The organism is Symbioplanes lichenis (assembly GCF_030709675.1).
Classification (GTDB): Bacteria; Actinomycetota; Actinomycetes; order Mycobacteriales; family Micromonosporaceae; genus Actinoplanes; species Actinoplanes lichenis.
Genome location: NZ_JAUZQD010000007.1, coordinates 85,712 through 97,756, shown reverse-complemented (window position 1 = coordinate 97,756; position 12,045 = coordinate 85,712). Strand labels below are relative to the sequence as shown.

The following is a 12,045-nucleotide window of genomic DNA, read 5'->3' as shown; positions in this document are numbered from 1 at the left end:
CGAGCACGGTCAGCTCCCCGGCGTACCGAAGACGACGCCGCCCTGCTTGACGGCCGCGACGACGCGGGCCACCGCCGGGTCGCCGAGGAAGAGCCGGAAGCCGACCACGACCTTGCCGGGCGCGCCGGCGCGGGCCCGTTCGGCCAGGCCGAGCTGGCACAGCACCACGTCGGCGTCGGCCGGGATGGCGGCGATCGGGTGGTGCTCGACCGTCACCGGCAGGTTGCGCAGCTCGCGGCGGAGCTGCCCGGCCAGCAGGACGCTGCTGCCCATGCCCGCGTCGCAGGCCACGACCACCTTCCGGATGCTGTCGCCGGGGATGCCGTCCACCTCAGAGATCCTCATCGCCGCGGGTCAACCGGCCGAAGCCGAGCAGCAAGGAGCCGACGACGAACGAGACGATCGCGGAGATGACGACCCCGGCGAGCACCCCGAAGTAGTCGCCCCGCGGGGTCTCGGCGAGATAGGCGAAGATGCTGCCCGGCGAGGGAGTGGCGATCAGGCCGACGCCGGTGACCATGAACGTGACGATGCCCGCGGCGCCCCCGGCGATGGCGGCCAGCACCATCGTGGGCTTCATCAGCACGTACGGGAAATAGATCTCGTGGATGCCGCCGAGGAACTGGATCGCCATGGCGGCGGGCACGCTCGGCCGCAGCGCCGCCGGCCCGAAGACCAGGTAGGCGAGCAGGATGCCGAAGCCCGGGCCGGGATTGGTCTCCAGCATGAACAGGATCGACTTGCCGTTGTCGGACGCCTCGGCGATGCCCAGCGGCCCGAGCACGCCGTGGTTCACCGCGTTGTTGAGGAAGAGCACCTTGGCCGGCTCGATCAGCACGGCGGCGGCGGGCAGCAGGCTGTGCTCGACCAGGAACCGTACGCCGGAGCCGGCCGCGTCGGTGAAGATCCGCACGACCGGGCCGATCGCGACCACCCCGGCCAGCGCGACCGCGGCGCCGACGATGCCGGCGCCGAAGTTGTCGACCAGCATCTCGAAGCCGGGCCGGATCCGGCCGTCCAGCAGACCGTCGAGGAGCTTCAGCAGGTACGCGGCCAGGGGCCCCACGAGCATCGCGCCGAAGAACATCGGGGTGTCCGCCCCGACGACCAGCCCCATCGTGGCGACCGCGCCCACCACGGCGCCGCGCTGCCCGTGCACCATGCGGCCGCCGGTGTATCCGATGAGGACCGGCAGCAGCACGTGCGACATGGGGTCGATGAGCGCGGCGAAGCGCTCGTCGGGCAACCAGCCGTGCTCGAAGAACAGGGCGGTGATCAGGCCCCACGCGATGAACGCCGCGATGTTGGGCATGACCATGCCGGAGAGATGACCACCGAAGCGCTGGACTCGCGCCTTGATCCCGGCACCCTGGTCAGGGGGCGCGTACAGCTCCGCCACGGCGTGGCTCCTTTCGGTGGATGTGTTTGTACCGACGCCGATCACGTGCTGTCAAGGTTGTCTATCTGTCTGCATCGCACCGTGACCTGGTGCGACGATCATTCAGGTGGCTTCCTCGTGGCGGCGCGGCCCGATGCTGGCCGTGGCCGTCGTCGCGATCCTGGTCGTGGAGCTCGTCCTCGGCTGGGGGTCGCTGACCGGGGCGCTGCACGAGCTGCGGACGCCGCACTGGAACTGGGTCGCCGGCGGGCTGGTCGCGGAGATCGCGTCCATGGGCACGTACGCCCGCATGCAGCGCGCCCTGCTCCGCGGGGCCGGCACCGAGACGGGCATCAAGAAGCACGTGGCCCTGGCCTGGGCGGCGCACTCGCTGAGCGTGACCCTGCCCGGCGGCCCGGTGTTCTCCACCGCCTACAGCTTCAAGCACCTGCGCGGCTTCGGCGCCTCGGCAGCGGTCGCGTCCTGGTGCATCGCGCTGAGCGGGGTGCTGTCGGCGGGCGCCCTGATCGTCATCGGCGCGGTCTTCGGCATCCTCACGCGCAGCACTGGCAGCTGGCACACGCTGCTGGGCTACGCGGGCGGGGCGCTGCTCGTGGCGGTCGCGGTGCGGTTCCTGGCCCGGCACCCCGAATGGCTGGTCAACCCGGCCCGGGCGCTGCTCCGCCGGGTCAACCGCTGGCGGCGCCGGCCCGCCGACACCGGGCACGCGCAGCTCACCGGCATGATCGACCAGTTGCGCTCGGTGCGGATCCGGCCCGCTTCCTTCGCGTACGCCGGCCTGCTCGCCGTGGCGAACTGGCTGCTCGACGCGTTGTGTCTCTGGATGTGCTGCATCGCCCTGGACGCGGAGGGGATCCGGCCGGTGCAGCTCGTGATCGCCTACTGCGCGGGCATGGCGGCGGCGAGCGTGCCGATCGTCCCCGGCGGGCTCGGCGTGGTCGACGGCGCGCTGATCCTCGGCCTGGTCGCCGGCGGCCTGGGCATGAGCTCCGCCGTCGCGGTCGTGGTGCTCTACCGGCTGATCAGCCTGGCCTTCGTCATCGGGCTGGGCTGGCTCGTGTGGCTGGCCCTGCGGCTCAGGGCAGGAACTCCTCCGGACGAGCCGGGTCCCCGGACTTCCGCCCGAACAGCTTCCAGCCCCGCTTCTTCTTCTCCGGGGCCGGGGCTGCCTCGCCGTTGAGCAGCGCGAGCCGGTGCTGGGCGACCGGGTTCTCCGGCTCCAGCTGCAGCGACACGAGGAACGCCTGCCGCGCCTGGTCGACGTGGCCGAGCGCGTTGAGCGTCACGCCGTGCGTGAAGTAGTAGTGCGCCTCGTTGGGGTCCAGCCCCACGGCCGTACGGGCGGCCTGCTCGGCGTCCGCGTACTGCCGGTCGGCGGCGAGCAGCGCCCAGGCCACCCGGTCGTGCCACAGCGGGTTCCGCGGCTCGACGATGACCGCTCGGTAGGCCATGGTGACAGCGTCCTCGTGCCGGCCCTGCAGGGTGAACGCCCGGCTCGCGATCGCCAGCGGCCGCGGGTCCTCGGGCGCCAGCTCGATCGCGCGGTTGGCCGCGTCGAGTGCCTTGTCGACCTCGTCCAGCGCGAGCCGGATGCGGGCGAGCAGGATCCAGCCGGCCGCGCTCTGCGGGTCGGCGGCGAGGATCGGCTCCAGGTGCTGCGCCGCGGCGGCCGGGTCGACCCGCTCGAACAGCGCGGCGGCCCGGGCGATGCCGATCTCGGTGGGCGTGCTCAACCCCGGTGACCCGATCCGCGGAGCACCCGGTGCCGCGGACGCCTGCACGTTGCTCATGGACGCACCCCGGCCCGGAAGATGAAGGTCACCCGGTCATCTTCGGCGGGCCGGGCCGCGATCCGAGGATTTCCGCCCGATGATCACTCGGCCGGGGCAGGCTGCCACCCGGCGGACCGGCTGTGGTCGTGCGGCTCGGGGTCGGGCACGGACGCGTAGGCCCGCACCGGGAACGTGCCGAACGCCGCGACCCGGGGCGGCGCCGCCGTGAACCGCGCGCCGGTCGGCGGCAGGTCCCCCAGGCCGGTCAGGTGCTCGACGACCGGGATCCCGGCGGCCAGGAGCAGCGTGTGGGCCGGCCGGGTGCCGCCCGAGGCCGGCGAGGCGTCGTCGATGTTGATCGCGTCGATGCCGACGAGCGCGGCGCCCCGCTCCACCAGCAGGCGGGCGCCGGCTTCCGTGAGGTAGGGGGCGTCCTCCGCGTACGCCGGGGTGGACCAGTGCTTGTCGCCCCCGGTGTGCAGCAGCACCGCGTGCCCGGCGATCTCCAGGCCGTCGAGGTCGGGCGCGTCGACGGCCCGGCCCACCGCCCGGACGACCACGGCCGGCAGGTCCGCCAGCCGCTCGAGCGGGATCCCGGCCAGGTCGCTGCCGTCCGCGTACCGGTGGAAGGGGCTGTCGAGGTAGGTGCCGGTGTTGCCGAGCATCGTGATCAGGTCCATCGCGAACTCGGTGCCCTCGGCATAGCGCGACCGGGAGTCCGCGCGCGTCAGGTGCGGCGTGAAGACGGGCGCGGGCAGCCCCGGGTACGTGATCAGGCCCTCGCTGATCACGTGGCTGAGCTCGACCCAGCGGCGCCGGTGCCGCCCGTCCCACGGGCCGCCCGGGGTGTCCAGGTGCGGCTCGGCGAAGACCCGGACACCCGTCAATGTGATCTCGGCGATGTGAGGAAGCCGGCAGGCCGCGGCGAAGGACGCCACGATCTCGGCCTCCGAGGCCTCCTCGTGCGGGACGTCCACGCTGAAGGCGCGCACCCGCATGGTGCCCCCGGCCTCGAACGTCACATCGGCGTCGAACTCGGCGCGGTACTGCAGGGCCACGATTGCCTCCCGGGTCAGGTGAGCTCGATGATCGCCTCGACGAGCAGCCAGACGCCGAAGATAACGAAGAGGACGGCGGCGCCGTACCGGATTGCCTTCTCGGGCAGGTGGCGGCCGAGCAACCGGCCCACCAGGATGGCGAGCGCGTCCGCGGCGACCATGCCGATCGTGGAGCCGAGCCAGGTGCCGAACCAGCCGTACTGGGTGGCCAGCGTGATGGTGGCCAGCATGGTCTTGTCACCCAGCTCGGCCAGGAAGAACGCGCCGCCCACGGCCAGGATCGCCGAGCCGGTGCTGCGCTCGGCCTTGGTCTTCTCGTCGTCGGTGAGCTTGTCGCCGCGCAGGGTCCAGGCGCCGAAGGCGAGGAAGGCGACGGCCGCGATCAGCGAGATCCAGCCGGTGGGCAGCGCGACACCGAGGCCGTAACCCACGCCCACGGACACCAGGTGTACGACGGCCGTGGCGACCGTGATGCCGATCAGCACCGGCAGGGTCTTGAAGCGGGTGGCGAAGGTCAGCGCCATGAGCTGTGACTTGTCGCCGAGCTCGGCCACGAAGATCACGGCGAAGCTGACGCCGAGGGCGACGAGGAAGCCGTCCATGAAAAAGAAACTCCCGGTGCTCAAAGGGCGGGCCGGGGGGAAGACGCGGGGCGACCTCGACCCGGCCACGTGACAAGAGACGTGTGCCAAGCCGAAGGTCTCGCTCGCCCCGGCGGACCGAGGCCGTGCGGCCGGACGCCCGGACAGGCGCGTCAGCATGTCGACCGCGACGTTGGGAGCTACTCCCCTTCGCGCCCGCAAGCCTACAGGTACGGGGCCGGATCATGGCCAGTCTGGGCGCTGTGAGCCTGGAAACAGCGGTCAAGACGATCGGCCTGGTCGTGCACCCAGCAAGCCGATCGCCGACTCGGTCGCGGCCCTCGTGGCGTGGGCCGGCGCCCACGACGGCACCGTGCTGGTCCGCTCGTCCGACGCCAGCCGGGTGACCGGCGCCGAGGTGGCCGACGAAGCGACGTTCCTCGAGCGGGTCAATGGCCAGCGCTACGGCTACTACAAGGCCGACGCGGTGATCGTCGCCACCCCGAACGGGTCGACAGCCTACAACTATGCGGCGGGCGGCCCGATTCTCTCACCGTCCGCGGGCGTCTGCGTCGTCACTCCCGTCGCCCCGATGGCGGGCATCGGACGAGCTGTGGTGCTGGCCGCCGGCGACGTCGTGGAACTGACCGTGGCGGAAGACAGTGCACCAGTCGCTGTCGATGTGGACGGCACGCCCGCCGCCGAACTCGGCCCCGGTGACGTGCTGACCACTCGCATGCGCGAGGACGCCGGGCGGGTGGTGCGCCTGGCCGCCGGTCTGCACCAGGCCCGCAGCCAGGTCAAACTGAGCCTGCTCGACCTCCCGCTGCGCCGGGACCAGCTGCTGGAGCTGGTCCCGGAAAGCGTGCGCAACAGGGGCGCGGCGGCCGGGGATCAGGGGTTCAAGTCCCTGGGCTCCACACATACCGCCCACGACCCAAAGGTTCAGATCTTCGCCCGGCGGCCGTCCACTGGCAGTGCCGACACCGGCTGCCGAAGGCGCGAGGTCACGGAGCTCTGCGGAGGTCTTGAGCACTCGTATTCCGCGCGATGTGGCCGCACAGGTTGACGTCCACCCCCCCTGTAGACGGATCGTATACAGATGGCGACCGGGATCACGAGCGAGGGCACACCACTGCCGGCCAAGCGCTCACAGCGTAAGAGCCGCAGCGAACCGAGAACGGGCAGCGGACTCAAAGGAAAGCCTCAGCGCGGGAGCGAGTCCACCGTCACGGCGCGAGAAACATCCGCTTCTGAGGTGTGGCAGGCACGGGTCACCCATGAACTCAGCGCCAAGTTGGTCGAGGACATGGCCGTGCTGGGTCTGGACAACAAGACCGAGGCCGTCAGGACGGCATTGGAGCTGTTGCACCGGCATGCCGCCGAGATCCGCATGGCCGAGGGGGTCCGGATTTATTACGGTGGGCAGACGCCACCCCTGCCGACCGGCGTCATACCGTTCGATCCCAGCGAGATTGAGGACGACGACGAGTGAGCCGAGAGCCGATGCGGGGCGAGGTCTGGGACGTCGTGTTTCCGGCGCCGATCGGCCGGCACCCCGCAGTGGTTCTCAGCATCAACCGGATGAACAGTCAGATCGGCTCGGTCGCGGTACTGCTTGTCACTGGAACCAAGGGGCCGCCGGAGACGTACATCAGCATCGGGCCCGAAGCCGGCGTGGCAATGTACGACGAGTCGTTCGTCAATGTCACCGACATCCACTCCGTGGACAAGCAACGCGCCCGCAAGTACAGAGGCCGGCTCGATCCGCCGAGCGAACTCACTCGCGTCGAGGGGCTGGTCCGGACGTACCTCGGCCTCTGATCGCGGCCGCCCCAGGTTCCGCCTCGCCGGGGCGGAACCTGGTCGCCGGACTGGGCTATCGGATGCGGAGCAGCTCGAGGAGCTCCTTCTTCGGGACGCTCACCTTGACCGGTGCCGGCTGCGGGACAGGCGCGCACTTCTTGTCGGACATGTCGGCCTTCACCCGGCGCGGGAGCTTCCCGGTGGCGAGATAGGCGGCGACCGTCCCGTCGACGCACGTGCCGCCGAAGAGCGAGCCGGAGTGGGTCGTGCCGCCGACCCCCTCGACCAGGGCCGAGCGCGGGAAGAGCCGCCGGGCGGCCAGGGCCCCGGAGTACGGAGTGGCCGCGTCGAAGGTCTCGCTGACCAGCAGGATCGGCGGGGCCTGGCGCCCGTCGACCTTCACCGGCCGGCCCGCCTTCGCACCCCACGTCAGGCACGGCGCGTTGAACCAGGCGTTGCCCCACGTCTCGAACGGCGCCGAGGCGTGCACGCGCCAGTTGTCGGCCCGCCACTTGGACCACGACAGGGGCCACTGGACGTCGGTGCACTGGGTGGCGAGGTAGACGGCGTACCCGTTGTCGGATCCGGCCGTGCCCGGGTTGGCCTCCTCGAAGAGCTTGCGCAGCGCGGCCGGGTCCCGGTCGTGCACGAGCGTCGCGAACGCCGTCGCCACGATGTCCCAGCCGAACACGTAGTAGCCGGCCTGGAGGAAGACGTCGGTCAGCTCGTTGCCGCCGAAGGCGCCGACGGCCGGCTTGCGGGTGAGCCGCGCCTGCTGGGCGTAGAAGATCTTCTCGACCGCGGGCCCCGTACGCCCGAGGTGGTAGATCGCGTCGTTCTTGGCGATCCACGCGAAGTAGCGCTTCATGTTGCGGTCGAAGGCGACGTCCTGGTCGAGGTTGGCGTCGTACCAGACGCGCGCGGGGTTCACGACGCCGTCGAGCACCATGCGGCGCACCCGCTGCGGGAAGAGCGTGGCGTAGACCTGGCCCAGATAGGTGCCGTACGAGTAGCCGTAGAAGTTGATCTTCTCGGCGCCGAGCGCGGCGCGCAGCAGATCCATGTCGCGCACGGTGTCGGTGGTCTTGAGGTGGTCGAGCAGCGCTCCCCCGGCCCGGTCACACGCGGCGGCGTACTTGGCGGCCCGCTTGCGCCAGTCCTTCTCGATCGCGGCGCTGGCGGGCACGTACTGCGGGCGGCCGTAGCGCTGGTAGGACGGGTCGCAACTGAGGGCGGGACGGCTGGCGCCCACGCCGCGCGGGTCGAAACCGATCCAGTCGTACGCGGCTCCGGCCTGGTTCGGCACCTGACCGCCGAGCGGCGACAGGGCGAGACCCGAGCCGCCGGGGCCACCCGGGTTGACCAGCATCACGCCCTGGTACTTCGCCTCGGGCACGGTGTGCTTGACCCGGGAGACCGCGAGCTGGATCTTGGGGCCCTTCGGGCGCGCGTGGTCGAGCGGGACGCTGAGGAAGCCGCACTCCGCCCGGCTCTTGAGGGCGGGCTGACTGCAGGCACCCCACTTGATCGCCGGTTTCGCGGCAGCCGGGGCGGCGCTCGGGGCGGCGACCGCCGCGTTCCCGCCGGACATCACCAGCCCGAGCAGCACGCCCGTCGCGAGGATTCTTCGCATAAGTAGCCCTTCGTCGGTTTTCGCCCCATATGGTGCGACGGGGGCGACCGTCGTGCGGCCGTCCACGCCGGGGCGCTCCCGCGAAAGAGCCGTCTTGTCAGGCCTTCCGGACCTTTTGGAGGATCACCGCGGTGCCGCCCAGGGCAACCACGACGAGGCCGTAGACCAGGCCGGTGGCGCGCAGGTCGAAGGTGTTGGCGGCCAGGCCGGCGATCACGGCCGGGATGCTGAAGGCCACGTACGAGATGGTCAGCGCGACCGCGAACAGCTCGCCGCGCTCGTCCGGGGCGGCCAGCAGCGCCAGCGTGCCGAAGGAGGCCAGCGACGAGGCACCGAAGCCGATCCCGGCCAGCACCGTGCCCACAGCCGCCACGACGATCGACTCGGTCTCGATGCCGACCAGGGTGACCGCGGTGCCGACGGTCAGCATGACGCCGGCGATCATCAGGTTACGCGGGGTCGGGAAGCCCCGCAGGCTGAACGCCGTCACGGCTCCGGTGCCGCAGAGCAGGGCCACCACGAGCCCGCCGACCAGGTGACTGTGCAGGCCGAAGACGCCGACAGCGATGGACGGCCCGAGCGACATGTAGAGCCCGGCGAGCGCCCAGCTGGCCAGGATGATCGGGATGATCGCGAAGAAGTCCACCCGCAGCCGCTGCGGCACCCCGAGCTTGGGCAGCAGCGACGCCACGCCGCCGGGGCGCCGGGCGGAGGTCTCGGGCATCAGCAGCACGATGGCCGCGGCGACGACCATGGCCGCGAGCAGGATCGCCCAGACCAGATGGGTCGGGCCGGGGGCGAACTGCACGAGCGCGCCCGCGCCCAGCGAGCCGACGGAGAGGCCGATCGGCGGGACCAGGCTGTTGAGCAGGCCGGCCCGGCCCGGGGCGTGCGGCGGGTTGAGGTCGACCAGCGCGGCGCCGAGCGTGGTGAAGGCCATGCCGGTCGCGACGCCCTGCACGAACCGGGCGACCAGCAGCATGGTCACGTTGCCCGCGGTCACGAAGACGATCAGCGCGGCCACCTCGAGCACGACCGCCGCGGCCATCACCGGGCGCCGGCCGACGTGGTCGGAGAGGGCGCCGAGCACGAGCAGCGAGCCGATCAGGCCGACCACGTAGACGGCGAAGATCACGGTCAGCGTGACCGCGGAGAAGCCCCAGAGCTCCTGGTAGACGACATAGAGCGGGGACGGCGCGCTGCTGGCCGCGGTGAAGGTCAGGAAGATCACGGCGATGGCCACGAACGCCACCGGATGCGAGAGCCGCGATCTTTGGCGTACGGCGAGGGTGGTGGTCATCTTTCTTCTCCCGGTTCCCCGAACAGACAGGTCTGTCTAGCGGACCCGACACTAGACAGATCTGTCTGCTATCGTCAACCGCATGTCCGCTGCATCACCCGTCACCGGGCGCAAGCCGACCGCCCGGGACCGCCTCCTCGCCTCCGCCGGCGAGCTCTTCTACGCCGAGGGCGTGCACACGGTCGGCATCGACCGGGTCATCGAGCACGCCGGCGTGGCCAAGGCGTCGCTCTACAGCTGCTTCGGCAACAAGGAAGGCCTGGTCAAGGCCTACATCGAGGACTACGACCAGAAGCGCCGCCGCCGGATCACCGCCGGGCTGGAGCGCTACGACACCCCCCGCGACAAGGTGCTGGGCGTCTTCGACCTGCTGGCCGAGCAGGCCGCCGGGCCCGGGTTCCGCGGGTGCGCGTTCTACAACGCGGTGGCCGAGGGCGCCCGCGACGGCGAGCCGGCCGAGGCCGTGGCGGTCGGCCGGCGCTGGACCCGCGAGCTCTTCACCCGGCTCGCCCGCGACGCCGGCGCCGCCGATCCCGGCGCGCTGGCCGCCCAGTTGGTCGTGCTCTACAGCGGCGCCCTCTACGGCACCCGCATGGAGCAGGGCCCCGGCCCGGTGTTCACCGCCCGCTCGATCGCCGCGACCCTCCTGCCGTAACCCGCGCGACCACCCGATCGCGCCCGCCGTGGCAAAACCGCCGGGAATGCCCGGGATGTCACCATGCCGTGATGGATCTGCTCGGCCGACATTCCTGCTGGCTGCAGCCCCACCTGGGGACGACGGCGATCGAGGGCCGCCCCCCGCACGCGTACATGGTGGCGTTGCAGCACGTGGCGACGACCCTGGACGACGACCCCGGCTGGCAGCGCTGGTGGGAGGCCTCCGGCGTGCCCCTGTGCGAGCTGGGCATCGTCGCGGAAGGGCACCCTGACCTGCTGCGGCCCAGCGCCGATATCCGTACGGTCCCCGGGGCGATCCGGGCCAACTTCACCTGCGCGGCCCCCGAGGACGCCGATCTTCTCCCGCTCGCGGCCCGCGAGGTGACCGGCATGTTCGAGGTGATCCGGCAGGTGCTCGGGCTCGGTCCGCTGCCGCCGCTGCCGCCGTTGTCCGAGCCGCCGGAACAGGCCGCCGAGATCGAGGTGACCTGCCGCCCGATGCCGGACGAGGGGGCGCTCAGCCAGATCCAGGAGTTCTTCGGCGAGCCACCGGGCCGATGAGTTCCCGGCGCCGGACCCTTTCGGGGCGGTGCGCACCCGGGCCGATCGCCGCCCTCGGTCGCGGCGCCTCCAGCTGGGCCGGGTCGGGCGCCACCACGACCACCCGGCCGCCCAGTCCCACCCCGGCATAGACGACGGGCTGCGTGATCCGCAGCGCGAGGGCGTGCGCGAGGCCGACGAGGATCGGGGCCGAGGCGGCCGCCAGGAGATAGCCGTGGTGCACGTACGCGAGCCACACCAGCGTCCCGAGCCCGACCACCGCGACGACCGGCGCGACCAGCCGGCGCCACAGCCCCTCCCCGGCCGGGCGGCGATTGAGCAGGAACAGGGCCGCGAGGGCCGCACCCAGGAGCAGGAGCAGCACACCCAGGCTGCCCGTGAGAGCGAGCCGCGCCGCCCAGCCGCCCGCCGGGTCGATCCGGAGGGCAACGAACGCGCCGAGGATCAGCCCCGCCGCCACACTCTGCGTCAGGGCCCCGGCCCGCGGGCGGGTCAGGCCGGCCGGGAAGACGTGCTCGCGCCCGAGCGCCGCCAGGTAGCGGGCGACGGTCAGCTGCAGGGCGAGCGCGCCGGCCGTCAGCCCGGCCACGGTCGTCCAGCCGGCCGGGACGACCGCCCACGCCGGAAGCGGGCCGGTGCCCAGACTCAGGGCGCCGAACAGCACGATGAGGAGCAGGACTGCGCCGCTTGATCCCCGGCCGAACGCCGCGGTGGTCTCGAAGCCGGTGAAGGCGAGCACCCCGGCGAGCAGCATCGTCCCGAGGGCGGCCCGGTCGACCGTCACGCCGGCGCCGCCGATGTCCATCGTGGCCCGGAGGGCGATGACGACAACCTGGCCCAGGACCGCCAGGACGATCAGGACCACGGCGACGCGTACGGGCACCTGGCCGGCGATCGTGACGACCAGCCAGCAGGCGCTCGCCACCGCCCACCACGGCGCGTCGAGCAGCGGGGCTGCCACGGCGCCCGTCATGCCGTACAGGCCGGCCTGGACGGAGTGGTAGGCAGCGAGCGCGAGCCACGCCGCCCCGAGCCCGGCCGGGCGGCCCAGCCCCTGCGCGATCGGCGCGTAGAGCCCACCGGCATCGGGGACGCGGCGCACCAGGCCGGTGCAGGCCGACGCGAAGACCAGCAGCAGAAGCCCGGCCGCGGCGACGATGACGGGTTCTCTCGCCGTGGCCTGCGGACTTGCCACGGCCACGGCGGCGACGGTCAGGGCCAGCCCATTGATCGGCGCGGACATCGCTCCATTGAGACCCGTCCGCCGCCGTTAGGCAA

General features: G+C 72.0%; 14 protein-coding genes. 6 read left to right on the top strand and 8 right to left on the bottom strand.

From position 1 onward, the window contains the following. Nucleotides 1–9: 9 nt before the first annotated feature. On the bottom strand, nucleotides 10–330 hold the full coding sequence (locus RAN62_RS18045; RefSeq protein WP_305786182.1) for a PTS lactose transporter subunit IIB: 321 nt from the start codon (nucleotides 328–330) through the stop codon (nucleotides 10–12). 1 nt (nucleotide 331) lies between these two features. Further along, nucleotides 332–1,399 carry a PTS transporter subunit EIIC gene (locus tag RAN62_RS18040; protein WP_305785842.1) on the bottom strand — a complete coding sequence of 356 codons (1,068 nt, stop codon included), beginning with the start codon at nucleotides 1,397–1,399 and terminating at the stop codon, nucleotides 332–334. 106 nt (nucleotides 1,400–1,505) lie between these two features. Between RAN62_RS18040 and RAN62_RS18035 the strand changes: the two genes are divergently transcribed. Then, on the top strand, nucleotides 1,506–2,579 hold the full coding sequence (locus RAN62_RS18035; RefSeq protein WP_305785841.1) for a lysylphosphatidylglycerol synthase transmembrane domain-containing protein: 1,074 nt from the start codon (nucleotides 1,506–1,508) through the stop codon (nucleotides 2,577–2,579). On the opposite strand, the gene RAN62_RS18030 is transcribed toward RAN62_RS18035, so the two are convergent. From RAN62_RS18030 to RAN62_RS18020, 3 genes are all read right to left on the bottom strand, one after another. Continuing rightward, on the bottom strand, nucleotides 2,476–3,189 hold the full coding sequence (locus RAN62_RS18030; protein WP_305785840.1) for a tetratricopeptide repeat protein: 714 nt from the start codon (nucleotides 3,187–3,189) through the stop codon (nucleotides 2,476–2,478). The genes RAN62_RS18035 and RAN62_RS18030 overlap by 104 nt on opposite strands. An 83-nt stretch (nucleotides 3,190–3,272) precedes the next feature. Then, complete coding sequence (locus RAN62_RS18025; RefSeq protein WP_305785839.1) at nucleotides 3,273–4,229, bottom strand: cyclase family protein; 957 nt, start codon at nucleotides 4,227–4,229, stop codon at nucleotides 3,273–3,275. Nucleotides 4,230–4,243: 14 nt separating this feature from the next. Continuing rightward, nucleotides 4,244–4,831, bottom strand: a complete 588-nt coding sequence (locus RAN62_RS18020) for a TMEM165/GDT1 family protein (protein WP_305785838.1) — start codon at nucleotides 4,829–4,831, stop codon at nucleotides 4,244–4,246. Nucleotides 4,832–5,183: 352 nt separating this feature from the next. Here RAN62_RS18020 and RAN62_RS18015 point away from each other — a divergent pair, with 352 nt between their 5' ends. From RAN62_RS18015 to RAN62_RS18005, 3 genes are read left to right on the top strand one after another with little or no spacing between them, the layout of a single operon-like run. Beyond that, a complete protein-coding gene (locus tag RAN62_RS18015; protein WP_305785837.1) occupies nucleotides 5,184–5,879 on the top strand; it encodes an NAD(+)/NADH kinase in 696 nt (231 codons plus the stop codon). Between the two features lie 33 nt (nucleotides 5,880–5,912). Further along, complete coding sequence (locus RAN62_RS18010; RefSeq protein WP_305785836.1) at nucleotides 5,913–6,305, top strand: hypothetical protein; 393 nt, start codon at nucleotides 5,913–5,915, stop codon at nucleotides 6,303–6,305. Next, nucleotides 6,302–6,634 (top strand): type II toxin-antitoxin system PemK/MazF family toxin, encoded by a 333-nt coding sequence (locus RAN62_RS18005; RefSeq protein WP_305785835.1) that lies wholly within the window; start codon nucleotides 6,302–6,304, stop codon nucleotides 6,632–6,634. The genes RAN62_RS18010 and RAN62_RS18005 overlap by 4 nt, the downstream gene beginning before the upstream one ends. A gap of 55 nt (nucleotides 6,635–6,689) precedes the next feature. On the opposite strand, the gene RAN62_RS18000 is transcribed toward RAN62_RS18005, so the two are convergent. Together RAN62_RS18000 and RAN62_RS17995 are read right to left on the bottom strand one after the other, a co-directional pair. Beyond that, nucleotides 6,690–8,249, bottom strand: a complete 1,560-nt coding sequence (locus RAN62_RS18000) for an alpha/beta hydrolase (protein ID WP_305785834.1) — start codon at nucleotides 8,247–8,249, stop codon at nucleotides 6,690–6,692. Between the two features lie 97 nt (nucleotides 8,250–8,346). Further along, nucleotides 8,347–9,549 carry an MFS transporter gene (locus RAN62_RS17995; protein WP_305785833.1) on the bottom strand — a complete coding sequence of 401 codons (1,203 nt, stop codon included), beginning with the start codon at nucleotides 9,547–9,549 and terminating at the stop codon, nucleotides 8,347–8,349. Between the two features lie 82 nt (nucleotides 9,550–9,631). Here RAN62_RS17995 and RAN62_RS17990 point away from each other — a divergent pair, with 82 nt between their 5' ends. After that, the gene (locus RAN62_RS17990) at nucleotides 9,632–10,204 is read left to right on the top strand and encodes a TetR/AcrR family transcriptional regulator (protein ID WP_305785832.1); all 573 of its coding nucleotides are present in this window, start codon (nucleotides 9,632–9,634) and stop codon (nucleotides 10,202–10,204) included. 71 nt (nucleotides 10,205–10,275) lie between these two features. After that, on the top strand, nucleotides 10,276–10,767 hold the full coding sequence (locus RAN62_RS17985) for a hypothetical protein (protein WP_305785831.1): 492 nt from the start codon (nucleotides 10,276–10,278) through the stop codon (nucleotides 10,765–10,767). Here RAN62_RS17985 and RAN62_RS17980 read toward each other — a convergent pair. After that, on the bottom strand, nucleotides 10,724–12,010 hold the full coding sequence (locus RAN62_RS17980) for an APC family permease (RefSeq protein ID WP_305785830.1): 1,287 nt from the start codon (nucleotides 12,008–12,010) through the stop codon (nucleotides 10,724–10,726). The two genes, RAN62_RS17985 and RAN62_RS17980, sit on opposite strands and share 44 nt — an antisense overlap. Between the last annotated feature and the right edge of the window lie 35 nt (nucleotides 12,011–12,045).